Annotated in this window: 17 protein-coding genes; 14 read left to right on the top strand and 3 right to left on the bottom strand. The window is 74.4% G+C overall.

Going from position 1 to position 24230, the window contains the following annotated elements; all coding sequences use genetic code 11:
• Positions 1 to 39: 39 nt before the first annotated feature.
• The 8 genes from LC193_RS23390 (at position 40) to gatB (ending at position 10317) form a co-directional block, all read left to right on the top strand.
• Positions 40 to 726 carry an SDR family oxidoreductase gene (locus tag LC193_RS23390; protein WP_226077201.1) on the top strand — a complete coding sequence of 229 codons (687 nt, stop codon included), beginning with the start codon at positions 40 to 42 and terminating at the stop codon, positions 724 to 726.
• 103 nt (positions 727 to 829) lie between these two features.
• Positions 830 to 1852, top strand: a complete 1023-nt coding sequence (locus tag LC193_RS23395) for a methionine synthase (RefSeq protein WP_226077203.1) — start codon at positions 830 to 832, stop codon at positions 1850 to 1852.
• Between the two features lie 14 nt (positions 1853 to 1866).
• Entirely contained in the window at positions 1867 to 4290 is a 2424-nt protein-coding gene (gene ligA, locus LC193_RS23400) for an NAD-dependent DNA ligase LigA (protein WP_226077205.1), read from the top strand.
• 208 nt (positions 4291 to 4498) lie between these two features.
• Entirely contained in the window at positions 4499 to 6619 is a 2121-nt protein-coding gene (locus tag LC193_RS23405) for a putative bifunctional diguanylate cyclase/phosphodiesterase (protein WP_226077207.1), read from the top strand.
• A gap of 138 nt (positions 6620 to 6757) precedes the next feature.
• Positions 6758 to 7054, top strand: a complete 297-nt coding sequence (gene gatC, locus LC193_RS23410) for an Asp-tRNA(Asn)/Glu-tRNA(Gln) amidotransferase subunit GatC (protein WP_077063190.1) — start codon at positions 6758 to 6760, stop codon at positions 7052 to 7054.
• 5 nt (positions 7055 to 7059) lie between these two features.
• The gene (gatA, locus tag LC193_RS23415; protein WP_226077208.1) at positions 7060 to 8553 is read left to right on the top strand and encodes an Asp-tRNA(Asn)/Glu-tRNA(Gln) amidotransferase subunit GatA; all 1494 of its coding nucleotides are present in this window, start codon (positions 7060 to 7062) and stop codon (positions 8551 to 8553) included.
• Entirely contained in the window at positions 8550 to 8777 is a 228-nt protein-coding gene (locus LC193_RS23420) for a hypothetical protein (RefSeq protein ID WP_086157831.1), read from the top strand. Before gatA ends, LC193_RS23420 begins: the two co-directional genes overlap by 4 nt.
• A gap of 31 nt (positions 8778 to 8808) precedes the next feature.
• Positions 8809 to 10317: an Asp-tRNA(Asn)/Glu-tRNA(Gln) amidotransferase subunit GatB gene (gatB, locus tag LC193_RS23425; RefSeq protein WP_226077211.1), complete on the top strand. Its 1509-nt coding sequence runs from the start codon at positions 8809 to 8811 to the stop codon at positions 10315 to 10317.
• Positions 10318 to 10566: 249 nt separating this feature from the next.
• On the opposite strand, the gene LC193_RS23430 is transcribed toward gatB, so the two are convergent.
• A complete protein-coding gene (locus tag LC193_RS23430; RefSeq protein WP_226077213.1) occupies positions 10567 to 11379 on the bottom strand; it encodes an ROK family protein in 813 nt (270 codons plus the stop codon).
• Positions 11380 to 11657: 278 nt separating this feature from the next.
• Between LC193_RS23430 and LC193_RS23435 the strand changes: the two genes are divergently transcribed.
• Both LC193_RS23435 and LC193_RS23440 read left to right on the top strand, forming a co-directional pair.
• Positions 11658 to 11918: a hypothetical protein gene (locus LC193_RS23435; protein WP_226077215.1), complete on the top strand. Its 261-nt coding sequence runs from the start codon at positions 11658 to 11660 to the stop codon at positions 11916 to 11918.
• A gap of 43 nt (positions 11919 to 11961) precedes the next feature.
• Positions 11962 to 14979, top strand: coding sequence for a helix-turn-helix transcriptional regulator (locus LC193_RS23440; protein WP_226077217.1), 3018 nt, complete (start codon positions 11962 to 11964; stop codon positions 14977 to 14979).
• A gap of 25 nt (positions 14980 to 15004) precedes the next feature.
• Here LC193_RS23440 and LC193_RS23445 read toward each other — a convergent pair whose 3' ends face one another.
• Both LC193_RS23445 and LC193_RS23450 read right to left on the bottom strand, forming a co-directional pair.
• Positions 15005 to 16201, bottom strand: a complete 1197-nt coding sequence (locus LC193_RS23445; RefSeq protein ID WP_226077219.1) for a PQQ-dependent sugar dehydrogenase — start codon at positions 16199 to 16201, stop codon at positions 15005 to 15007.
• A gap of 124 nt (positions 16202 to 16325) precedes the next feature.
• Positions 16326 to 17324, bottom strand: a complete 999-nt coding sequence (locus LC193_RS23450; protein WP_226077221.1) for an aldo/keto reductase — start codon at positions 17322 to 17324, stop codon at positions 16326 to 16328.
• A gap of 141 nt (positions 17325 to 17465) precedes the next feature.
• Here LC193_RS23450 and LC193_RS23455 point away from each other — a divergent pair, with 141 nt between their 5' ends.
• From LC193_RS23455 to ilvN, 4 genes are all read left to right on the top strand, one after another.
• Positions 17466 to 18419 (top strand): 2-hydroxyacid dehydrogenase, encoded by a 954-nt coding sequence (locus tag LC193_RS23455; RefSeq protein ID WP_226077222.1) that lies wholly within the window; start codon positions 17466 to 17468, stop codon positions 18417 to 18419.
• Between the two features lie 112 nt (positions 18420 to 18531).
• Positions 18532 to 21453, top strand: coding sequence for a putative bifunctional diguanylate cyclase/phosphodiesterase (locus tag LC193_RS23460; protein ID WP_226077223.1), 2922 nt, complete (start codon positions 18532 to 18534; stop codon positions 21451 to 21453).
• A 274-nt stretch (positions 21454 to 21727) separates the two neighbouring features.
• Positions 21728 to 23596 (top strand): acetolactate synthase large subunit, encoded by a 1869-nt coding sequence (locus tag LC193_RS23465; RefSeq protein WP_226077224.1) that lies wholly within the window; start codon positions 21728 to 21730, stop codon positions 23594 to 23596.
• Between the two features lie 26 nt (positions 23597 to 23622).
• Complete coding sequence (ilvN, locus tag LC193_RS23470) at positions 23623 to 24147, top strand: acetolactate synthase small subunit (RefSeq protein WP_086157823.1); 525 nt, start codon at positions 23623 to 23625, stop codon at positions 24145 to 24147.
• Positions 24148 to 24230 lie beyond the last annotated feature (83 nt).

Raw genomic sequence — 24230 nt, forward strand, 5'->3', positions numbered from 1 at the left:
AGATCTCCTTCGTTCCCGGGTGTGGGAGACCATGGTCGTATGGCAACACATGTGATCACAGGTGCGGGCTCGGGTATTGGCGCGGCGGTCGCGCGCCGGCTCGCGGAGCGCGGCGACGAGGTGTGGCTGTGGGCGCGCGACGCGGCACGCGCGCGGGAGCTCGAAAAGCAGTTCCCCGGCGCGCGAACGCTGGTGGGGGACCTGGGCGAGCCCGAGCGCCTGTCCTGGGCGCTGGGCCACCAGTCGCCGCCCGACCGCATCGACTCGCTCGTGCACAGCGCGGGCGTCGTCGACCTCGGCGGCGTCGGGGAGCTGACCCCGAAGATCTGGCTGGCCACGCTCGCGACCAACCTCGTGGCCCCCGCGGAGCTGACCCGGCTGCTCCTGCCCCAGCTGCGCGCCGCGCGCGGCCACGTCGTCTTCATCAACTCCGGCGCCGGGCTGCACGCCTACCCGCAGTGGGGCGCCTACGCGGCGAGCAAGCACGGGCTCAGGGCGCTGGCGGACGCGCTGCGCGGCGAGGAGGCCAAGGCAGGGGTGCGCGTGACCACCGTCCACCCCGGGCGCACCGCCACGCCGATGCAGGAGAAGGTCCACCGGCAGGAGGGCAAGACCTACGACCCGGAACGGTGGCTCGCGCCCGACGCGGTGGCGACCACCGTGCTCACCGCCCTCGACCTGCCGCGCGGCAACGACATCACCGACCTGACCGTCCGCCCCTCCTGACCGGCGACCGCCCGTCGTGACGGCGGCCCCCGCCGCCCCCGGCGGCCGTCACGACGGGCCGCCTGCCGCTGGCCGCCGGGAGCGGGTGACCTACGTTGTCCCCGTGACTGACACGACGAAGTTCCCCTGGGGCCCGGCCGCCGCGACCGGGACCGGCTCCCTGCCGGGCGAGGACGCGCGGGAGGCCGCCCGGATCGTCACCGGCACGCTGGAGTCGCTGCCCTTCCTCCCCGAGCTGCCGGCCCGCGGCCCGGGCGCCGACATGATCGGCCGCACCACGGGCCTGCTGGCCGAGCTGTACGCGCATGTCGAGCCGAGCGGCTGGCGGATCAGCGACCGGCCGGGCCGCGACACGCGGCGTGCCCGCGCCTGGCTGCGCGAGGACCTCGACGCCGTCGAGGAGTTCACCCAGGGCTTCGAGGGCCCGCTGAAGGTGTCGGCCGTCGGGCCCTGGACGCTCGCCGCCGCGCTCGAACGCCGCAACGGCGAGGCCATGCTCGGGGACACCGGGGCCCGCGGGGACCTGGCGGCCTCACTGGCCGAAGGGCTTGCCGGGCACCTCGACGACGTGCGGCGGCGGGTCCCCGGCGCCCGCGTCGTCCTCCAGCTCGACGAGCCCTCGCTGCCCGCCGTGCTCGCCGGCCGGGTCCCGACGGCGAGCGGGTACCGCGCGCACCGGGCCGTCGACCCCGCCGTGGCCGAGGAGGCGCTGCGCGAGGTGGTCGCGGCGTTCGGGGACACGCCCGTGGTCGTCCACTGCTGCGCGCCGGGCGTGCCGTTCGGGCTGCTGCGCCGCGCCGGCGCGACGGGTGTCTCGTTCGACTTCTCCTTGCTCACCGAACGTGACGACGAGGCCGTGGGCGAGGCCGCCGAGGGCGGTACGGCCCTGTTCGCCGGGGTCGTTCCCGGGCGGGGCACGCACGCGGAGGAATTGTCGGACCCGGCCGGTACTGTCGGTGGGGTCAGGTCGCTCTGGCGCAGGTTGGGCCTGTCTCCCGCGCTCCTTCCGGAGGTGGTGACGGTCACCCCGGCCTGCGGTCTCGCGGGCGCGTCCCCCGGCTACGCCCGGGCCGCGCTCACCCATTGCGTCCGGGCGGCGACATCCCTCGCGGACAACCCTGAGTGACGGGAGACGAGACAGTGGCTGGCGAACGCGGCGTCGAACAGCAATCGGCAGTGCCCGCGGAGGCACGGGAGCGGCACGCCCGGCTGGCCGAGCAGGTCGAGGAGCACCGGTTCCGGTACTACGTGAAGACGCCGGTGATCAGCGACGCCGCGTTCGACGAGCTGCTGCGGGAGCTGGCCGGCCTTGAGGAGGAGCACCCCGAGCTGCGTACCGCCGACTCGCCCACCCAGCGCGTCGCGGGCTCCTACGAGACGGAGTTCACCTCCGTGCCCCACCGCGAGCGGATGCTGTCCCTGGACAACGCGTTCGCCGACGAGGACCTCGACGCGTGGGCCGACCGGATCGCGGAGGAACTGCGCGGGATCGACTACCACTTCCTGTGCGAGCTCAAGGTGGACGGCCTCGCGGTCAACCTCACCTACGAGCACGGGCGCCTGACCCGCGCGGCCACCCGGGGCGACGGGCGCACCGGCGAGGACATCACGCCCAACGTCCGCACCATCGACGAGGTGCCGCTGCGCCTGGCCGGTGACGACGTCCCGGCGCTCGTGGAGATCCGCGGGGAGGTGTTCTTCCCGATGGAGCGCTTCGTCGAGCTGAACGCGCGGCTGGTCGAGGCGGGCGACAAGCCGTTCGCCAACCCGCGCAACGCGGCGGCCGGCTCGCTGCGGCAGAAGGACCCGAAGGTCACCGCGAGCCGCCCGTTGCAGATGGTGGTGCACGGCATCGGCGCCTGCGAGGGACTCGTCCTCGACCGGCTCTCGCAGGCGTACGACCTGCTGAAGGGCTGGGGCCTGCCCACCGCGCGGGCCGCCAGGGTCGTGACCTCGGTCGACGGCGTCCGCGAGTTCATCGCGTACTACGGCGAGCACCGGCACGCGGTGGAGCACGAGATCGACGGCGTCGTGGTGAAGGTGGACGAGGTCCCGCTCCAGGGCCGCCTCGGCAGCACGTCGCGGGCCCCGCGCTGGGCGCTGGCCTGGAAGTACCCGCCCGAGGAGGTCAACACCAAGCTGGTGGACATCCGCGTCGGCGTCGGCCGCACCGGCCGGGTCACGCCCTACGCGGTGGTGGAGCCGGTCACGGTGGCGGGCTCGGAGGTGGAGTTCGCCACCCTGCACAACCAGCAGGTGGTCAAGGCCAAGGGCGTGCTGATCGGGGACACCGTCGCGCTGCGCAAGGCGGGGGACGTGATCCCGGAGATCCTCGGCCCCGTGGCGGACCTCAGGGACGGCAGCGAGCGCGAGTTCGTCATGCCGGCGGAGTGCCCCGAGTGCGGAACGGCGCTCATGCCGATGAAGGAGGGCGACATCGACCTCCGCTGCCCCAACGCCAGATCCTGCCCCGCCCAGCTGCGGGAGCGCATCTACTACCTGGCCGGGCGCAGGTGCCTGGACGTGGACCACTTCGGCTACGTCGCCGCGACGGCCCTCACCCAGCCGCTTGAGCCGGCCCGCCCGCCGCTGGTCGACGAGGGGCGCATCTTCGAGTTGACCGTCGAGGAGCTGCTGCCCATCAGGTCCTACGTGCTCGATCAGGACACAGGACTGCCCAAGCGCGATCCTGAGACCGGCGAGCCGAAGGTCGTCACGTTCTTCGCCAACCAGCAGGGCGAGCCCAAGAAGAACACGCTGGCCATGCTGGAGAGCATCCGCGAGGCCAGGCACCGGCCGCTGGCGCGGATCATCACCGGCCTGTCGATCCGGCACGTGGGCCCGGTGGCGGCGCAGGCGCTGGCGCGCGAGTTCCGCTCGCTCGACCGGATCGCGGAGGCGAGCGAGGAGGAGTTGGCCGCCACCGAGGGGGTCGGCCCGACGATCGCCGCCTCGTTGAAGGACTGGTTCGCCGTGGACTGGCACCGGGACATCGTCGAACGGTGGCGCGCCGCCGGGGTCAGGCTCACCGAGGAGGGCGAGGGGGAAGCGGGGCCGCGCCCCCTGGCCGGGGTCACCGCGGTCGTCACCGGCACGCTGACGAGCCACACCCGGGACGGCGCGAAGGAAGCGTTGCAGAGCCGGGGGGCGAAGGTGACGGGGGCGGTCTCGAAGAAGACCGACTTCGTGATCGTCGGCGACAGCCCGGGCTCGAAGTACGACAAGGCGGTGCAGTTGAAGGTGCCGGTCCTGGACGAGGCCGGCTTCGCGGTGCTCCTGGCGGAGGGGCCCGAGGCGGCGCGGGCCGCGGCCCTCCCCGTTTCCGACGAGGCCGGGGACGACCGGGGGAGCGAGGGCGCGGCGGACGACGCGGCGGCCGGAAGCTCGGGCGGCGCCTCCGCGTCCGGAGGCGAGGCGGCCGAGGGAGAGGCGCCCGGGGAGAAGAAGGCGGGGAAGAAGACCGCGAAGAGGACCGCGAAGAAGGCCGAGAAGAAGAACGCCGGGGAAAAGCCGTCAGGGGAGGAGGCACCCGGGGCGGAGGCGAAGGCGGAGGACGGGGACTAGGGAGCAGCGGGCGGCGGGGGGCGGAGCACGAGGCGTCGGGCGGCCCGGATTCGACGCCGTGCGTCCGGCATATGTCCCTGGACTACGCGCACATGAGGGCGCGTCAGGATACGCGCCGGTTCCCTGCCCGCGCCACCATCCGGCGGCCTAGGGTGGGGTGGTGCGCCCGCTCGGGCGCGGGCGACACCGGCCGTGAGAGGGATCCGCCATGCAGTCAGCCCCCCGGGGAACGCCGCCCTCGCACCGGGGACCCGCCTGGCTCTCCCCGTACCTCAAACCCGTCGTCCTCTCCTGCGCCGGCGTCGCGTTCGCCATCGGTGTCGCCGAGGTCCTGGCCGAGGGGCGCGCCCTCTTCCCCGGCGGCCGGCCCGGCTGGGGCTTCGCCGTCCTCACCGGACTGACCGTGGCCTACCTCGTCGCCGTGGGCCGCGACCGCTGGTGGGGCGGCTCGGGCGCCGGCGCAGCGCTCGCGCTGGCCATGCTGCTGCTCTACGGCTGGGTCCCGGCCGGGCTCGTCTGCCTCGCCGTCGTCACCCTGGTCGGCGCGGTGCGCAGGAAGCGGTGGACGGACGCGTTGCTGCACGGCGCGATGGACATGCTCGGCGTCGGTGCCGCCGGTCTCGTGCTCGCCGCCTGGGGTGCCAGGCCCAGTGTCGAGGAGCCGTGGCACCCGGCCGACTGGCAGCCGTCGACCCTGCCGCAGCTGCTGCTCGGGGCCATCGCCTACCTGGTGGTCTCGCGCGGTCTGCTGTGGCTGGGCACCGACCCGACCGACGGCCCGGCCGCCCTCGCGTCCGGCGCGCTCCCCCGGCAGGGGCTCGTGGCGGTCGCGCTGCTGTGCACGGCGCCGCTCATCGTGGTGGTGGCGGTCGGGCAACCGCTGATGCTGCCGCTGTTCGCGGTGCCGCTGATCGCCCTCGACTCCTCCTTCTGGATGGCCACGGTCCGCGACGAGGAGCAGCTTCTCGACCCCCTGACGGGCCTGCCCAACCGGCAGTGGCTGCTCGCCCGCACCCAGACCGCGCTCGACGCGGCGGCGGCCACCGGCGAACGCACCGCGTTGCTGCTGATCGACCTCGACAGCTTCCGTTCCGTCAACGACACACTCGGCCACCTCACGGGCGACCAGCTCCTGCTCCAGATCGCCGACCGCATACAGCGCAGGCTGCCCGAGGACGCAGAGGCCGCCCGCCTGGGCGGCGACGAGTTCGCCGTCCTCCTCCCGCGCGTCGCGTCGGGGACCAGCGCCCAGCGCGTCGCCCGTACCATCATCGGCTCCCTCAGCGCCCCCCTCGAACTGGACGGCCTCACCCTGGTCGTCGAGGCCAGCGTCGGTGTCGCCGTCTACCCCGACCACGCCCCCGAGGGCGAGGGGCTGCTGCGCCGCGCCGACGTGGCCATGTACGCGGCCAAACGCGACCGCAGCGGCGTCGAGGTCTACGACGCGAGCCGCGACGTCAACACGCCGGACCGGCTCGCGCTGCTCGGCGACCTGCGCCGGGCCCTGGACACCGGCGAGATCGAGCTGCACTACCAGCCGAAGGTCCGTTTCGACGGCGTCGTCGCCGGCCTTGAGGCGCTCCTGCGCTGGCACCACAGGGACCGCGGCCGGGTCCCGCCGGACGAGTTCATCGCGATCGCCGAGAGCTCCGGGCTGATGCCCCGGCTCACCGAATACGTGCTGGAGTCCGCGCTCGGCCAGGTCGCGCGCTGGCGCGCGGCCGGCCTCACCGTTCCCGTCGCGGTGAACGTCTCGCCCCGCGACGTGCACACGCCCGGCTTCGCCGGCGCCGTCGCCGCCCGCCTGGCCCGGCACGGGGTTCCGGCCGGTTCGCTCCAGTTGGAGATCACCGAGCACGCCATGCTTGAGGACCCCCAGCAGGCGGCCGACACGCTCGCCGGCCTCACCGGGCACGGGGTGCGGATGTCGCTGGACGACTTCGGCACCGGCTACTCCTCGCTGGTGCACCTGCGCAGCCTGCCGGTGAGCGAGCTGAAGATCGACCGCTCGTTCGTCGCGCGCCTGGTCGTCGACAGCGAGGACGCGGAGATCGTCCGGTGCACCGTCGAACTCGCCCACTCCCTCGGGCTGGTCGTCGTGGCCGAGGGCGTCGAGGACGACGAGACCTGGGAACGCCTGCGGGCCCTGGGCTGCGACGCCGTCCAGGGCTGGCTGGTGGCCGCCGCCATGCCGCCCGCCGAGGCCACGGCCTGGCTGCGGGCCCGCGACACCGCGCCCGCCGAACCCCCCGGTACCGCCGAGCCCGCCCCTTCCCGCCCGGCGCTTCCGCCCGTGCCCGACCCGGCGGACGCCGAGCCCGTGCGCTGACCCGGCCCCACGGTGCCCGGCGCCCGGGCGCCGTGGGGCCGGGTCAGCCCCTCGGGGAACGCGGGCGCGGGCGCGGGCCCGTGCGCCATAGGATTGGCCGTGAACTCAGCCCGCGACGAGCAACAAGAGGATCGCCACATGCCCGGCATCACGCGCGAGGAGGTCGCCCACCTCGCCCGGCTGGCGCGTCTGGAGCTGACGGACGAGGAGCTCGACCACTTCGCCGGACAGCTCGACGACATCATCGGCGCGGTCGCCCGCGTCGCCGATGTCGCCACCGAGGACGTACCACCGACCTCCCACCCGCTGCCGCTCACCAACGTCATGCGCCCCGACGAGGTCAGGCCAGGACTGACCGCGCGGCAGGCGCTGTCCGGTGCGCCCGCCCAGGAGCAGCAGCGTTTCAAGGTGCCGCAGATCCTGGGGGAGGAGTGAACGACATGGCTGATCTGACCCGTTCCACCGCGGCCGGTCTCGCCGAGCGCATCGCGGACGGCACCGTCAGCGCCGTCGAGGTCACCGAGGCGCACCTCGCGCGCATCGAGGCCGTCGACGAGAAGGTGCACGCGTTCCTGCACGTCGACCGCGAGGGGGCGCTCGCCCAGGCGCGCGCCGTGGACGAGAAGCGGGCGCGGGGTGAACGCCTCGGGCCGCTGGCCGGCGTCCCGCTCGCCCTCAAGGACATCTTCACCACCGAGGGCGTGCCCACCACCGTGGGCTCCCGCATCCTGGAGGGCTGGATCCCGCCGTACGACGCGACGGTGACCCGCCGGCTCAAGGAAGCGGGCGTCGTGATTCTCGGCAAGACCAACATGGACGAGTTCGCCATGGGGTCGTCCACCGAGAACAGCGCGTTCGGGCCCACGGGCAACCCCTGGGACCTGACCCGCATCCCCGGTGGCTCCGGCGGCGGTTCGGCCGCGGCCCTCGCCTCCTACCAGGCGCCGCTCGCCATCGGCACCGACACCGGCGGCTCCATCCGGCAGCCCGCGGCCGTCACCGGCACCGTCGGGGTCAAGCCGACCTACGGCGGCGTCTCGCGCTACGGCATGGTGGCCTTCTCGTCCTCCCTCGACCAGGGCGGCCCGTGCGCGCGCACCATCCTCGACGCGGCCCTGCTGCACGAGGTCATCGCGGGGCACGACCCGCTGGACTCCACGTCCATCGACGCCCCGGTGCCCGCGGTCGTCGAGGCGGCCCGCAACGGCTCGGTCGACGGCCTCAGGGTGGGCGTGGTGCGCGAGTTCGGCGGCGAGGGCTACCAGGCCGGCGTGCTCCAGCGGTTCGAGGAGGCCGTCGGCCTGCTGCGCGAGCTCGGGGCCGAGGTCGTCGAGCTGTCCTGCCCCTCGTTCGAGTCGGCCCTGGCGGCCTACTACCTCATCGCGCCCTCCGAGTGCTCGTCGAACCTCGCCAGGTTCGACGCGATGCGCTACGGCCTGCGCATCGGCGACGACGGCACCAGGTCGGCCGAGGAGGTCACCTCGCTCACCCGCGAGGCCGGCTTCGGGGCCGAGGTCAAGCGCCGGATCATGCTCGGCACCTACGCCCTGTCCTCCGGCTACTACGACGCCTACTACGGCAGCGCCCAGAAGGCCCGCACGCTCGTCACCCGCGACTTCGAGCGGGCGTTCGCGCAGGTCGACGTGGTCGTGGCGCCGACGACCCCCACCACCGCGTTCCCCATCGGGGAACGGGCCGACGACCCGATGGCGATGTACCGCGCCGACCTGTGCACGATTCCGGTCAACCTCGCGGGCAACGCCGCCCTGTCCCTGCCCTGCGGCCTGGCTCCCGAGGACGGTCTTCCGGTCGGACTCCAGATCATCGCGCCCGCCCTGGCCGACGACCGGCTGTACCGCGTCGGAGCCGCGGTGGAGTCCGCGTTCCAGGCACGCTGGGGACACCCGATCCTTGAGGAGGCACCCGCGCTATGAGCAAGAAGCCGAAGTCCAAGGCCGGCATGTACATCTCGCTGGGCACGACCCTGTTCGGCACGGTGAGCGTCGTCAAGCGGCTCAAGGACGCCAGGCGGGAGGGCGACTCGCTCCAGCTGGCGGACGCCGTCGTCTCCGCCGCCTCGATCATCACCAGCGTCGCGCTGCTGGCCAGGGAGCTGCGCCGCCTGAACGAGGACGGCTCCGGCATCCTCCCCGACTGAGCGGCACGAGCATCCGAGAGGTAGTACCCCTGTGACCGTCACCGAACTGGTGTCGTACGAGGACGCGCTCACGTCCTACGACCCCGTCATGGGCCTTGAGGTCCACGTCGAACTCGGCACCAAGACCAAGATGTTCTGCGGCTGCGCCACCACACTCGGCGCGGAGCCGAACACGCAGACCTGCCCGACCTGCCTCGGGCTGCCCGGCGCGCTGCCCGTCGTCAACGCGGTGGGCGTGGAGTCCGCCGTCCGCATCGGTCTCGCCCTCAACTGCGAGATCGCGGAGTGGTGCCGCTTCGCCCGGAAGAACTACTTCTATCCGGACATGCCGAAGAACTTCCAGACCTCCCAGTACGACGAGCCCATCGCGTTCAACGGGTACCTCGACGTCGAACTGGCCGACGGCGAGATCTTCCGGGTGGGCATCGAACGCGCCCACATGGAGGAGGACACCGGCAAGTCCACCCACATCGGCGGCGCGACCGGCCGCATCCACGGCGCCTCGCACTCCCTGCTCGACTACAACCGGGCGGGCATCCCCCTCATCGAGATCGTCACCAAGCCGATCACGGGGGCGGGGGAGCGGGCGCCCGAGGTGGCCCGCGCCTACGTGGCCGAGCTGCGCGAGCTGATCCGGACACTCGGCGTCTCCGAGGCGCGCATGGAGATGGGGCAGCTGCGCTGCGACGTCAACCTGTCGCTGCGCCCGCACGGCCGTGAGGCGTTCGGGACGCGCAGCGAGACGAAGAACGTCAACTCGCTGCGCAGCGTCGAACGCGCCGTCCGGTTCGAGGTCCAGCGGCACGCCGCCGTGCTCGACGGCGGCGGCGTGATCGTCCAGGAGACCCGGCACTTCCACGAGGACAACGGCACCACCACCTCGGGGCGCGTCAAGGAGGAGGCCGAGGACTACCGGTACTTCCCCGAGCCCGACCTGGTGCCGGTGGCGCCCGAGCGGTCCTGGGTCGAGGAGCTGCGGGCCGGGCTGCCCGAACTGCCGCTGGCCCGCCGCGCCAGGCTGCGCGCGGCCTGGGGCGTCTCCGCGCACGAGATGCAGTCCGCGTTGAACGCGGGCGCCATCGACCTCATCGTCGCGACGACCGAGGCCGGCGCGGACGCCGCCGCGGCCCGCAAGTGGTGGCTGGGCGAGCTGGCCCGCAGGGCGAACGAGCAGGGCACGGAGCTGGCCGCCCTGCCCATCACCCCCGAGCAGGTCGCGCGCGTCGCCGCCCTGGTCGCGGAGGGCGCGCTCAACGACAAGCTGGCCCGCCAGACGATCGAGGGCGTGCTGGCCGGCGAGGGCGGCCCCGACGAGGTCGTCGAGCGGCGCGGCCTGCGGATCGTCTCCGACGAGGGCGCGCTCGGCCAGGCCGTGGACGAGGCCATCGCGGGCAACCCGGCCATCGCCGACAAGGTGCGCGGCGGCAAGGTCGCGGCGGCCGGCGCCCTCGTCGGCGCCGTCATGAAGGCGACCAGGGGCCAGGCCGACGCGGCGCGGGCCCGGCAGCTCATCCTGGAGCGCCTGGGCGTCACGGAGTAGGCGCAGCCGCCCCGATGCCCCCGGCCCGGTCCGTCAGGACCGGGCCGGGGGCATCGCCGTGCCAAGACGCCACCGCGCCGCCGGTGCCACGCACCCGGTCCGGCCGCGACAAGGCCGAGCGCGGCCGACGAGCCCTTCGACCGCTCCCGAAGCGGAGGTCCGACCGCCGGGGGAAGGGCCTGCGGCAGCCGGCCCGTTCCGCCCCACCTCTCCCGGATGCCCGCGACCAGCACCGACCTGTGCGGCGTATCAGCGGCTCCGTCCCTCCCCGGGCCCCGGGGCGCCGTCCTTCTCCGCTTGGGCGAGCCGGTGGAACACACCGGCGTACGCGGCGGATTTCGCCGCTTCCGGCGCCGCTGAGCCTTCCACAGGAAAGGCACCCCGCAGAAGGCTCCGCAAGGCCGGGACGAGGTCCGGATGGGTGCGCCGTACCAGGCCGCCGGCGAGAACGACGGTTGTGCCCGGCGGGAGCCCGGCGCCGTCGATGGCGGTCGCGAGCAGCCCCACCACGCGCCGCCGGTCCTCCGGCCGGAGCCTGCGCGGCAGGTACTCCCCTCCAACCTGGGCGTTCAGACATCCCCTGCGGCGGCAGCCATGGCAGACGCCGTCACCGAAGCCGGTGCGGTGGCTCAGATCGAACGACGGCACCACCTCGCCGTCGACGACCAGCGCACCGCCAAGTCCCGTGCCGATCCCCGCGTAGAGCAGGCTGCCGGGTCGCTCGTCCCGGAGCAGCCATTCGCCCAGCGCGGCGGCTTCGGCGTCGTTCATCGACGCATCGGGCGGCCGCTGGTAGCCCAGCTCGCGCCACGCGTCCACGTCGTCCCACCCCAGCTGAGTGGCACCCCGGACGCGCCCATCGATCACCAGCCCGGGTGAGGCGAGACCGTAGAGCCCGGTATCACGCATCGCGTGCGGGCCGTCGGCAAAGCGCACGGTCGCCCCCTCGCCGAGCACGGCGCTCTGCACCGCGGACCCGCCCACTTCGACGACGTGCACGGCCCTCCTCGACGCGACGCCGCTGGATGTCAGTACCTCGACAAGGTCCACAGGAAGCGCCATGCCCGTCCTCTCCTACGTCTCGCGAGTCGGTCAGGCTAGTGATGACGGGCCCCTGTCCGCACCTGCTTTGCGCTCCCCACCGCCGGGCCTCCCCACCGCCGCCGGGGGCCGCGGGGCCGCAGTGCTCGGCCGCCGCGAGCCCGTTCCCGCGGTGCCTAAGGCCCCGGCGGGCGGCGCCGTAAGGACCCCTGCGGGCGCGCGATTGCGCAACGTTCCCGATGTGCCGGGCCCGCCTTGCGGCAGAGCCTTGGGGTGTCCGGCACACAGGGAGGGCCCCGGTGACCGGCCGGACCGAGGAGCGCGTCATGTGGCACGAACTGATCGGCGTCGAGGTGAGGGCCGCGGAGCGGCGGGCGGAGGCCGAGCGCGAACGGCTGCTCGCCCAGGCGCGGGCCTTCCGGAAGGCCCGCCGCGCGGAGCGGGCGGCGGGCACGCCGCCGGACCGCGAGGGCTCGGCGGAACGGCGGGGGCGTGCGGCGCGGCCGGCGGCGGCCGGCAGCCGGTGGCGGCGGGCACCGCGCTGGGGCGCTGGTGCCTGAGCACGGGGGCGAGCTGTCAGTGGCGCATGCGATCCTGCCTGGCATGGACAGCAGAACCGTCAGCCCCGTGTTCGTCGGCCGCGCCCCCGAGTGCGCCGCGCTCGACGAGGGCCTCGCCGCGGCCGACGCGGGAGGGCCGCAGGCGGTCCTCGTCGGCGGCGAGGCGGGGGTGGGCAAGACCCGCCTGGTGGAGGAGTTCCTGCGCCGGGCGGAGGCGGCCGGCGCGGTCACCGCCGTCGGCGCGTGCGTCGAGGTGGGCGCGGACGGCCTGCCGTTCGCACCCGTGTCCACCATTCTGCGGGCGCTGTACCGCCGGCTCGGCGAGGAGCTGACGCGGGCCGCCGCCGGATTCGGCGGCGAGCTCGCGCGGTTGCTCCCCGAGCTGGGGGAGCCGAGCGCGGCGGTGGGCGCGGCACGGGACGTCGAGGTGCGCGGCCGGCTGTTCGAGCTGACGGGCCGGCTGCTCGAAGCCCTGGCGCGGGAGCGGGCACTCGCCCTCGTCATCGAGGATCTGCACTGGTCGGACACCTCGACCCGGGAGCTGCTCGGCTACCTCTTCCGCTCCCTCCAGAGCGGCCGGGTGATGCTGGTGGCCACCTACCGCTCGGACGACATCCACCGGCGCCACCCGCTGCGCCCGTTCCTCGCCGAGCTGGACCGGCTGCGTACGGTGCGGCGGTTCGAGCTGGCCCGTTTCACGCGCGACGAGGTGCGCAGCCAGCTCGCCGGCATCCGCGGCAGCCGGCCGCCCGAAGACCTGCTCGACGATGTCTACCAGCGGTCGGACGGCAACGCCTTCTTCGTCGAGGAGCTGGCCGGCATGTCGGAGGAGTGTGGTTCGGGCGGCATCACCGACTCGGTCAGGGACCTGCTGCTCGTGCGGGTCGAGGCCCTGCCGGAGACCGCGCAGCGCGTCGTGCGGCTGGTGGCCAGGGGCGGTTCCCAGGTGGAGTACGGGCTGCTGCGCGCGGTGGCCGAGCTGTGCGAGGACGACCTGATCGCCGCGCTCAGGGCCGCGGTCGGGGCCAGCGTCCTGCTCGCCCAGGACGACGGCACCTACCGGTTCCGGCACGCGCTGGCCCGCGAGGCCGTCGACGACGACCTGCTGCCGGGGGAGCGCTCCCGGCTCAGCCGGCGGTACGCCGAGGCGCTTGAGGCGGACCCGGCGCTTGTGCCGCCCGACGGGCGGGCGGCCCGGCTCGCGACCTTCTGGTACCACGCGCACGACCCGGTCAAGGCGCTGCCCGCCGTGGTGGGCGCCGCGTCGGGCGCCCGCGGGCAGCACGCGTACGCGGAGCAGCTGCAACTGCTGGAGCGGGCGCTGGAGTTGTGGGACGCCGTGCCCCTGGAGGTGCGGCAGTCCCTGCGGGTCGCGGAGGACGCGGACTCCTATCCGCTGTGCGATTGCCCGGACGAGGCGCTCGGGCTGCTCGACATGCTGGCCGCGATGACGCTCGCCGCGCGGTACGCGGGCGTGCCCGAGCGCGGTCTGTCCCTGGCCAAGCGGGCCCTGCGGGCCCTCGACGGGCTCGGCCACCCGCTGCGGGCCGCGTGGTTCTGGGTGGAGAAGTCGCGCTTCGTGCGCAACCTCGGCCGCGGCAGCGGGCGGGAGGAGCTGGACACCGCCCAGGAGCTGCTGCGGGGGATCGACGCCTCGCCCGTGCACGCGCGGGTGCTGACGGAGGCCGCGCTGTGGGGCGCGGTGTTCGCGCCCGGGCCCGACAGCCTCGCCGTCGCGGGGCGGGCCGTGGTCCTGGCCAGGACGGTGGGAGACCGGATCGCCGAGCTGAACGCGCTGCTCAGCCGCGGCGGACTGCTGATCGAGTCCGGCCGGGGCGAGGAGGGCCTGCACGACCTGCGGACCGTCGCGGAGCAGGCGGTGGCCTCCGACCTGGTCGGGGTCTTCACCCGCAGCCACATCAACCTCCAGTCCCTGCTGGAATCCATGGGCCGGTCCGAGGAGTCCCTGGCCGTGGCCGAGGAGGGCCTGGCGCTCGCCTACCACTACGGGCTGCCCGACACCCAGGCGTGGCTCCAGGGCAACCGTTCCGACGCCCTGTTCTCCCTGGGCCGGTGGGACGAGGCGGAGGAGGCCGCGCGCAGCGCGCGGCGCAGCGGGCAGATGCCGGTGACGCGGGCACTGGCCGCGCAGCGGCTGGCCCGGCTGGCGCTGGCCCGCGGCGACCTGGCCGTGGCCGAGGCGGAGATCACGACCCTGCGGGGGCTGCACCGGCTGCACAACGGCGCGGCGGCGCAGTACGCGCACCCGGTGGCCGAGTACCGGATCGCGCTGGCCGCCCACCAGGGCCGCATCCTGGACGCGCGCCGGCTGTGGGCCGAGGCCGTGTCGACCGGCCTCGGCAACGGGACGGGCTCGTACACCTGGCCCATGGTGGCCGCCGCCGCCGAGGCCGAGTCGGCGGCGCGCGGGGTGCCCGCGGCCCTGCCGGGGCAGGCGGAGTCGCTCGCCGCGCTGCGGGACTACGCGGCGGGGCTGCGCCGCGACTACCCGGTCTGGGCAGCGTACGCGGCGCTGGTCGAGGCCGAGTTGCGGCGGGCGGAAGGCGCGGGAGGGGCGGCGGAGTGGGCTGCCGTGGCCGGGATGTTCGACGGCCTCGGCCGCCCGTTCGAGTTGGCCCGGGTGCATCAGAGGTGGGCCGAGGCCCTGCTCGCGGAGGGGCAGCGGGAGCGGGCGGGGGAGCTGCTGGTCCGGGCGCACGAGGCCGCGACGGCTCTGGGCGCGGGGCTGCTCGTCGCGGGCACCGGGCAGCTGGCCCGGCGGGCCAGGCTGCCGCTGACGCGGGAGGAGAGCGTGCCGGGGGCGGGGGGCGGCGCGGAGTCGTTCGGCCTGACCCGCCGGGAGCGCGACGTGCTGACGCTGGTGGCCGCGGGCCGGAGCAACCGGCAGATAGCCGAGGAGCTGTTCATCTCGCCCAAGACGGCGAGCGTGCACGTCTCCCACATCCTGGCCAAGCTTGAGGTCTCCGGCCGCGGCGAGGCCGCGGCACTCGCCCACCGGCTCGGCATCGTCGGTGCCGAGCCGGTCGCGCCCGCCGGCTGACGGGCGGGCGCGCGGCCGGGCGGCGTCAGCGCACGCGCAGCCGCAGGATGCGGTCGTCGCCCTCCTCGGGCGTGCCGCGGCCGTCCGTCTCGTTCGTCACCAGCAGCAGCTCGCCGTCCTTGCCGGGCAGCAGGGCGCGCAGCCGCCCGTACTCGCCGGTGAGGAAGTCCTGCGGCTCGGCCACCGGCTCGCTGCCGTCCAGCGGGACGCGCCACAGGCGTTCGCCGCGCAGCGCGGCCAGCCACAGCGAGCCCTGGCTGTAGGCGAGGTCGCTGGGCGAGGCGTCGGCCGGCGGCCATTGCTCGACGGGGTCGATGAACCCGGCGTCCGCGCCGCCCCTGCCCTCGTGCTCCGGCCATCCGTAGTTCCCGCCGGGCTCGATGCGGTTGAGTTCGTCCCACGTGTCGTCGCCGAACTCGGCGGCCCACAGCCGGCCCGCGCCGTCCCAGGCCAGGCCCTGCACGTTGCGGTGCCCGAGCGAGTAGACGAGGGAACCGGGGTCGGGATTGTCCGCGGGCGGCCCGCCGGTCGCCGGGTCGATCCTGAGGACCTTGCCGGCCAGCGACTCCGGGTCCTGGGCCAGCTCGCCGTCGCCGGTGTCGCCGGTGGAGGCGTACAGCATCCCGTCCGGGCCGAACGCGAGCTGCCCGCCGTGGTGGACCACCTCGCCCCGCGGGATGTCCGTGACCAGGTCCCCGTCGGCCGCCAGCCGTTCGCCCGCGGGCGCCGAGCCGTCGTACCTGAAGGCGGAGACGCGGTTGTCGGACTCGGCCGTGTAGTAGGCGAACAGCCGGCCTCCGGTATCGAAGTCCGGGGCGAGCGCGAGGCCGAGCAGGCCGCCCTCGCCCCGGCCGGTCGAGACCCCCGGCACCTCCCCGGCCTCCGTCACCTCGCCCGACTCCGCGTCGACGAGGTCGATCCGGCCGCTGTCCCGCGAGCCCACCAGCAGGTCGCCGTCCGGCAGCCGCACGACGCCCCAGGGGGATTCGAGCCCTTCCGCAACGGTTCCGAGCACCTCGACCTCGCCGCGGGCCGGGGCCGGCGAGGCGTTCTCTCCCGCGCCCGCGCTCTCCCGGGGGGACGCGGACGCGGCGGACGGGCTCTCCCGCCGCTCGCCGTCGCCGCCGTCGCCGTCCCCGCCGTCCGAGGAGCAGCCGGCCGCGAGCACGGCCAGGGCGAGGAGCGCGGCCGGCCGGCCGCGTCTGCCACCACGTACGGTCATGCCTGCCTCCCGAAAGACGCGGGCAGCGCCTCTGGCCGCCCGGTGAGGTATCCGGCGGTACCCGCGGCGCCGGACCGGACCGGCGCCGGGCCACCGCACTCAAGAGTGCCCTCTCGCCGCCGCGTCAGTCCCACGACTCGCGTGCCGGCGGCAGCTCCGCGATCTCCGCGAGATCATGAGGGGGCAGGTCGAGTGCCGACGCCGCGGCGTTCTCGCCGGCCCAGTGCGCCCGCCGGGTGCCGGGCAGCGGCACCACGTGCCGGCCCTGGGCGAGCAGCCACGCCAGGGCCACCTGCGCGGGCGTCGCCCCTGGGTGCCGTTCCGCCACCCGGCGCAGCCCGGCGACCACGGGCTGGTTGGCCGCCATCATCTCGGCCGTGAACCTCGGGTGCCTGGCCCGCAGGTCCGCGGGCCCGAACCCGCCCCCCGGTACCAGCGTGCCCGTCAGGAAGCCGCTGCCGAGCGGCATCGCCGCCAGGAACCCGATGCCGCGGGCCTCGCACCAGGGCAGCAGCTCCGCGCCCGCCGCGGGCGACCACACGGACAGCTCCGCCTGCACCGCGCTCACGGGGAACACCTGCTGCACCCGCGACAGCACCCCGAGCGCGGACCTGTACGCGGCGGCGTCCGACGCGCCGGGGCCGCCGCGGGCCGCCAGCGCGCACAGTCCGAGCGCGCGCACCTTGCCCGCGCGCACCAGTTCCGCCATGGCGCCCCACGTCTCCTCGACCGGCACCTCGGGGTCGACGCGGTGCAGCTGGTAGAGGTCGATGACGTCCGTCCGCAGCCGGCGCAGCGACGCGTCGCAGGCGCGCCGCACGTACGCGGGACTGCCGTTCGCCACGATGTGCTGATCGCCCACCAGCAGCCCGCACTTGGTGGCCACGAACGCGTCCGGCCGCCGTTCCCTCAGGACCCGGCCGAGCAGCAACTCGTTCGTGAACGGCCCGTACATGTCCGCGGTGTCGAGCAGCGAGCAGCCCGCGTCGAGCGCGGCGTGCACGGCGCGCAGCGCGGACTCACCGTGCCGGCCCGGCGCCGTGTAACCCCAGCTCATCGGCATGCAGCCGAGTCCGACGGCGCCGACCCGCAGCGCCCCCGCCCCCAACGTCCGGTACCGCACCCGCCGTCGTTCCCTCCACGCGCCCGCCCGCGCCGCACCCCGTGCCCGCCGCTTCGTCCGCCGCTTCGTCCGCATCCAACGTAGCGGTCGCCCCCGAAGGACCCGGGGCCCGGGGCCTTGGCCAGGGCTTAGCCTGACGCCATGACCACTTCGGACGTCTGGCTGCCGTTCCCGCCCGAGGAACTCGCCCCCCTTCCCGACACCCTGAACTACGTCCACTGGAACGGGGAGCCCGACTTCCCGGCCGATCCGGCGCGGTGCGTCTTCTACACCGTCCCGTACCTGAAGGGGCCCGAGGTGGCCACGCGTCCGCTGCCGCACATGCCGGGGGTCCGGGTCGTGCAGACGCTCACCGCCGGGGTCGAGCACATGCTGCCCGACGTCCCGCGGCTGCCGGAGGGGGCCGTGCTGTGCAACGCGGGGCCGCTGCACGACACCAGCACCGGTGAACTCGCGCTCGCGCTCGCCCTCGCGGCCCAGCGCGGCATCCCCGACGCCGTGCGCGACGCCCGGGAGGGCCGGTGGGCCCAGGCCGTGCGGCCCTCGCTCGCCGACCGGCGCGTGCTGATCCTCGGCTACGGGGGCATCGGAGCGGCCGTGGAGGAGAGGCTGCTGCCGTTCGAGGTGGCCGAGGTCATCCGGGTCGCCAGCCGGGCCAGGCAGTCGCGGCGCGGGCCGGTGCACGGGGTCGAGTCACTGCCGGAGCTGCTGCCGCGGGCCGAGATCGTGTTCGTCACCACGCCGCTGACCGACGCCACCCGCGGCCTCGTGGACGCCGGTTTCCTGGCCCGCATGCCCGACGACGCGCTGCTCGTGAACGTCGCCCGCGGCGCGATCGTGGACACCGGCGCGCTGCTCGCCGAGCTGGAGTCCGGGCGGCTGCGCGCCGCGCTCGACGTCACGGACCCGGAGCCGCTGCCGGCCGGGCACCCCCTGTGGCAGGCCCCGGGCGTGCTGATCACGCCCCATGTCGGCGGCCCGACCAGCGCGTTCAGGCCCCGGGCCGAGCGGCTGCTGCACGCCCAGCTCGCGCGGTTCGCGGCGGGCGAGGCGCCGGACCACGTGGTCGCGACGGGCGGGGCGCCCACCGGCTGACGAGCTTCCCCCAAGCCGTTACTTTCAGTGAGTTTCCTATGTCGCTGAGTGACGGATCTGGTGTATCGTCCGTCCGGGGTGAGCCCGGAAGGAGAGAGGGGGGCGTCAGGCGATGCACCGTCGACGGGACAAGTGGTGTCTGCCGCACGGACGCGGGACCGCGCTGCTCAGCGGCCCCCTCCCGCAGCTCGCGCTGGCCGCGGTCTGCGCGGGCTACGCGGCGGGGGCCCTGCTCGGCTGGGGATCGCCGCGGGTGGCCGCCGCCATGGGCGATTTCGGCCTGGCCGCCGCCGCCTTCCTGGCCGCGGGGTCCTGCCTGTGGTACGCGCGGGACCGCGCCGGGGAGTTCCGCACCGCGTGGGTCCTCTTCGGCGCCTCCTCGATGATGATGGGCCTCGGCAACGCCATCTGGGGCTGGTACGAGGTCGTGCTCGGCCGCGCGGTACCGCGCCTCTCAGCGGCCGACCTGTGCTTCCTGATGTTCGCGCCGCTGGCCATCATCGGCCTCCTCATGCTGGCGAAACGGCCGGTCACCCGCGCCGGCTGGGTCTGCCTCGGCCTCGACGCCTGGCTCATCGGCGGCTCGATGATGACGCTCTCCTGGAGCGTCGCCCTGGCCCAGGCCGCGGAGCGGCAGGGGGAGACCGTCACCCGCGCGGCGCTCGCGCTCGCCTATCCGTTACTCGACATCGCCCTGGTCAGCATGGTGCTGGTGCTGCACTTCCGGCGCAGCGCCACCCACCGCCCCCCGATCAACGCCGCCATCGCCGCGCTCGCCCTGACGGTGCTGTGCGACGCGCTGTTCACCTCGCCCATGCTGCGCGAGCAGTACAGCTCGGGGCAGTTGCTCGACGCCGGCTGGTTCGCGGGGTCGCTGCTGCTCGCCTGGGCGCCCTGGATGGCCTCGCGCCTCCCGGCCGAGGGCCGCGCCGAAGGACCGGAGGAGCGCGACGAGCCGCCCGCGGGGGACCCCGGGCGGCCGGGCGGGCCGGGCGTCCCGCGGCACCCCGAGGGCCGGGGCGGCCACGCGCTCGGCAGCCCCCTGGCCGGGCTCGCCCCCTATCTCGCCGCGGCGGTGTGCGTGCTCAGCATCCTGTTCACCGTCTTCAGCGGGCGCCACGTGGACCGCGTCGTGGTCTTCGCCGCCTGCGCCGTCGTGCTCGCGCTGCTGGTCCGCCAGGGCATCACCCTCATGGACAACGTGTCGCTGACCCGGGAGCTGGCCCACAAGGAGAACTACTTCAGGTCACTGGTGCAGGGATCGAGCGACGTCATCATGATCGCGGACCCCGACGGCAGCCTGCGCTACGTCAGTCCCGCCGCGAGCGGCGTGTACGGCCGGGACGCGGAGCGGCTGACCGGCAGCGCCCTGTCGGCCCTCATCCACCCCGACGACTTCGGACGCGTCCAGCACGAGCTGCACCGGTTCCTGTCCGTCCCGGCCGCCAGGGAGTCGGCCACCCGGATCGAGTGCCGGGTCAGGCACGGGGCCGGCCACTGGCTGAACGTCGAATCCAGCGTGAAGCGCCACGAGGGCGGTCTGATCTTCAACACCAGGGACGTCACCGAGCGGGTGCGGCTCCAGGCCCAGCTCCAGCACAGCGCCTCGCACGACTCGCTCACCGACCTGCCCAACCGAGCCCTGTTCATCGAACGCGTCCGGCTGGCGCTCGGCGGCGGTGGCGGCCCGGACGCCGCCGTCCTCTACATCGACCTCGACGGCTTCAAGCAGGTCAACGACTCGGCCGGGCACCAGGTCGGCGACGAGCTGCTGATCCAGGCCGCCCAGCGGCTGCGCGAGTCCGTGCGGGCCGGGGACACGACCGCGCGCCTCGGCGGGGACGAGTTCGCCGCGCTCATCACCGGCGACCCCGGCGGCGAGACGCAGCCGAGGGAGTACCGCATCCTGGAGATCGCCGAGCGGGTGCGCACGGCACTCGGCCGGCCCTACCGGATCGACGGGCGGCAGATCCGCGTGGCCGCCAGCATCGGCATCGCCTTCGCCGAGCCGGGCGCCAGCCCGGCCGCCCTGATGCGCCGGGCCGACCTCGCGATGTACCGGGCCAAGCAGTCGGGCAAGGGCCGCGTCGAGCTGTACGACCCGCAGCTCCAGGCCGAGGCGGTGCGCCGCACCGAGCTGGCGGACCGGCTGGGCCGAGCCCTGGACGCCGGGGAGTTCATGCTCCTGCACCAGCCCATCGTCGAACTGGCCGACGGCCGGGTCGCCGCCGTCTGCGCCCAGGCCCGCTGGCACTCGGCGCACGGCCACCTCTCCACCCCGCTTGAGTTCCTCCGCGGCGGCCCCCGGCAGCTGCCCGCCGCCACCGACCCCGAGGACGGCAGCGCGGCCGAGGTCACGGGCTGGCTCCTGGAGCAGACCGTCACCGAGGCGGCGCGGCGGCACCGCACGGGACTGACCGTTCCGGTCAGCGTGCGGGTGCCGAGCGGCCGGCTCGCGGACCGGGCCCTCGGCGTCCGCGGCGTGGAGACCCTGCTGGGGCGCCACGGCCTGCCCCCCGAGGCGCTGATGATCGAGCTGCCGGAAGCCGACTCCGTGCTCGCCTCGGGCGAGCTGCGCCGCCGCCTGACCGACCTCAGCCGGCTCGGCGTCGGCATCGCGCTCGGCGGGTTCGGCAGCGGCGGCACGGCTGCCGCGGCCCTGCACCGGCTCCCCGTCGACCTCGTCCGGCTCGACGGCGAGCTGGTGGACGGCGTTCTGGACTCGGCTCCGCTGAGCACCATCGCCGCCGGACTGCTGCGCATGGCCGCCGACCTCGGGATCGACTCGCTCGCCGACGGCGTCGACCGGCCGGAGCAGGCCGTTGCCCTGCGGGCACTGGGCTGCCGGCGCGGCCAGGGACTCGCGTTCAGCGAGCCGCTCGAACCGGGCAGCCTGCGCCGGGTGCTCGACGCGGGCCGGCTGCCCGTCCCGCCGGACCCGGCCCGCCTCGCGGCGCAGCGCCCCGGGCACGACGCCGCCCGGCACTCGCGCCCGGCGGCCGATTCCACTCCTTCGTCCGCCGCGCCCACATAGTGAGACGCCATTCGCACGCGCTTGACACGCGGCAGGAGGGGGGAGCAGTGTCTGACCCATGCGCACCCGAATTCTCGTACTTGGACGGCGCGTCGGCTGACCCCGGGACCACCCCGAGGACCCACAGCGGCGCGCTCCCCCTCGCATGCCTCACGGCACGAGGGGTTTTTTGTTGCACAGGTACGCGGCCCACCCCTCCTCGTACCTCCCCCGCACCTCCCGACCAGCACCCGCATCAGCTCCACCACCCTCATACGCCGAGAAGAGAACGACCATGACCGAGCAGGCCACCGGGGCGCCCAAGCCGCAGCCGCGAGCACCCCGAGGCGGAGCGCCGCAGCCCACCACCGTCGCGGACGTGACGGGCGCCCAGTCCCTCATCCGTTCCCTCGAAGCGGTGGGTGCCGACACCGTCTTCGGTATCCCCGGTGGCGCGATCCTGCCCGCCTACGACCCGATGATGGACTCCACGGCGGTCCGCCACATCCTCGTCCGCCACGAGCAGGGCGCGGGGCACGCCGCGACGGGGTACGCGCAGGCCACCGGCAAGGTGGGCGTCTGCATGGCCACCTCGGGCCCCGGCGCGACCAACCTGGTCACCCCCATCGCGGACGCGCACATGGACTCGGTGCCGCTGGTGGCCATCACGGGCCAGGTCGCGAGCAAGACGATCGGCACCGACGCCTTCCAGGAAGCCGACATCTGCGGCATCACCCTGCCGATCACCAAGCACAACTTCCTGGTCACCGACCCCGCGGAGATCCCGCGCACCATCGCCGAGGCGTTCCACATCGCCGCCACGGGCCGCCCCGGGCCCGTCCTGGTCGACATCGCCAAGGACGCGCTCCAGAGCCGCACCACCTTCTCCTGGCCGCCCGCCCACGACCTGCCGGGCTACCGCCCGGTCAGCCGCCCGCACGCCAAGCAGATCCGCGAGGCGGCCCGGCTGATCGCCGAGGCCAGGCGCCCGGTGCTCTACGTGGGCGGCGGCGTCGTGAAGGCCCGGGCCGCCGCCGAGCTGAGGGAGCTGGCCGAGCTGACCGGCGCCCCCGTGACCACGACCCTGATGGCGCTGGGCGCGTTCCCCGACAGCCACCCGCAGCACGTCGGCATGCCCGGCATGCACGGTGCCGTCACGGCCGTCACCGCGCTCCAGAAGGCCGACCTGATCGTCGCGCTCGGCGCCCGTTTCGACGACCGCGTCACCGGCCGCATCGACTCCTTCGCCCCCCTCGCCAAGGTCGTGCACGCCGACATCGACCCGGCCGAGATCGGCAAGAACCGGCTGGCCGACGTCCCGATCGTCGGCGACGTCAAGGACGTCATGGCCGACCTGACCGCCGCCCTGCGCGGCGACGAGGCCGCCGAGGCCCGCGGCCCCGCGGCCCGCGAGCGCTACGCCACCTGGTGGGACCAGCTCAACCGCTGGCGCAGCACCTACCCGCTCGGCTACGACCTGCCGGAGGACGGCACCCTCTCCCCGCAGCAGGTCATCGAGCGCATCGGCCGGCTCGCCCCCGAGGACACCGTCTACACGGCGGGAGTCGGCCAGCACCAGATGTGGGCCGCCCACTACCTGCCGTTCGAACGCCCCGGCACGTGGCTCAACTCAGGCGGCCTCGGCACCATGGGCTACGCCGTGCCCGCCGCGCTCGGCGCCAAGGCCGGCCGCCCCGAGGCCACGGTGTGGGCCATCGACGGCGACGGCTGCTTCCAGATGACCAACCAGGAACTGGTCACCGCCGCCCTCAACGGCATCCCCATCAAGGTCGCCATCATCAACAACGGCGCGCTCGGCATGGTCAGGCAGTGGCAGACCCTGTTCTACAACCAGCGCTACTCCAACACCGTGCTGCGCGAGGGCCCGGGCGCCGACGGGACCGCCACGAGCACCGGCACCCGCGTTCCCGACTTCGTCAAGCTGGCGGAGGCCATGGGCTGCGTGGGGCTGCGCTGCGAGGAGCCGGGCCAGCTCGACGCCGTCATCGAGAAGGCCAACTCCATCAACGACCGCCCCGTGGTCGTCGACTTCATCGTCCACGAGGACGCCATGGTCTGGCCGATGGTCGCGGCCGGCACCTCCAACGACGAGGTCATGGCGGCCCGCGGGGTCCGCCCGGACTTCAGCGACGCCGACGACTGACCCACCACGCCGAGGTAACCACCGACATGTCGAAACACACCCTCTCCGTCCTCGTGGAGAACAAGCCGGGCGTCCTGGCACGGATCACCTCGCTGTTCTCCCGGCGCAACTTCAACATCGACTCCCTCGCGGTCGGCACCACGGAGCACCCCGAGGTCTCGCGGATCACGATCGTGGTCAGCGTCGAGGAACTGCCGCTCGAACAGGTCACGAAGCAGCTCAACAAGCTCGTCAACGTGCTGAAGATCGTCGAGCTCGACCCGTCCGCGGCCGTGCACAGGGAACTCGTCCTGGTGAAGGTGCGCGCCGACAACGACACCAGGTCGCAGATCGTCGAGATCGTGCAGCTGTTCCGCGCCAAGACGGTCGACGTCGCTCCCGAGGCGGTCACCATCGAGGCCACGGGAAGCAGCGACAAGCTGGAGGCCATGCTCCGCATGCTGGAGCCGTTCGGCATCAAGGAACTGGTGCAGTCCGGCGCCATCGCCATCGGCCGCGGCTCCCGGTCCATCACCGACCGGTCGCTGCGGGCCCTGGAGCGGACCGCATAGCGAGACGGCCCCGCACCCCACCGGCGCGGGCGGCATACGGTGGTCCGCGGACGCGGGCCACCCGCATCCCGCGACAACCGTGC

The organism is Streptomyces marincola (assembly GCF_020410765.1).
GTDB lineage: Bacteria > Actinomycetota > Actinomycetes > Streptomycetales > Streptomycetaceae > Streptomyces > Streptomyces marincola.

What these genes read in the sequence shown, in the direction of transcription:
- LC193_RS23445 (WP_226077219.1), bottom strand. Translation starts at nt 16,201, where the DNA reads ATGACCGTACGTGGTGGCAGACGCGGCCGGCCGGCCGCGCTCCTCGCC.
- LC193_RS23440 (WP_226077217.1), top strand. Translation starts at nt 11,962, where the DNA reads ATGGACAGCAGAACCGTCAGCCCCGTGTTCGTCGGCCGCGCCCCCGAG.
- gatA (WP_226077208.1), top strand. Translation starts at nt 7,060, where the DNA reads ATGGCTGATCTGACCCGTTCCACCGCGGCCGGTCTCGCCGAGCGCATC.
- LC193_RS23420 (WP_086157831.1), top strand. Translation starts at nt 8,550, where the DNA reads ATGAGCAAGAAGCCGAAGTCCAAGGCCGGCATGTACATCTCGCTGGGC.
- gatC (WP_077063190.1), top strand. Translation starts at nt 6,758, where the DNA reads ATGCCCGGCATCACGCGCGAGGAGGTCGCCCACCTCGCCCGGCTGGCG.
- LC193_RS23455 (WP_226077222.1), top strand. Translation starts at nt 17,466, where the DNA reads ATGACCACTTCGGACGTCTGGCTGCCGTTCCCGCCCGAGGAACTCGCC.
- LC193_RS23430 (WP_226077213.1), bottom strand. Translation starts at nt 11,379, where the DNA reads ATGGCGCTTCCTGTGGACCTTGTCGAGGTACTGACATCCAGCGGCGTC.
- LC193_RS23405 (WP_226077207.1), top strand. Translation starts at nt 4,499, where the DNA reads ATGCAGTCAGCCCCCCGGGGAACGCCGCCCTCGCACCGGGGACCCGCC.
- LC193_RS23465 (WP_226077224.1), top strand. Translation starts at nt 21,728, where the DNA reads ATGACCGAGCAGGCCACCGGGGCGCCCAAGCCGCAGCCGCGAGCACCC.
- LC193_RS23390 (WP_226077201.1), top strand. Translation starts at nt 40, where the DNA reads ATGGCAACACATGTGATCACAGGTGCGGGCTCGGGTATTGGCGCGGCG.
- LC193_RS23460 (WP_226077223.1), top strand. Translation starts at nt 18,532, where the DNA reads ATGCACCGTCGACGGGACAAGTGGTGTCTGCCGCACGGACGCGGGACC.
- ilvN (WP_086157823.1), top strand. Translation starts at nt 23,623, where the DNA reads ATGTCGAAACACACCCTCTCCGTCCTCGTGGAGAACAAGCCGGGCGTC.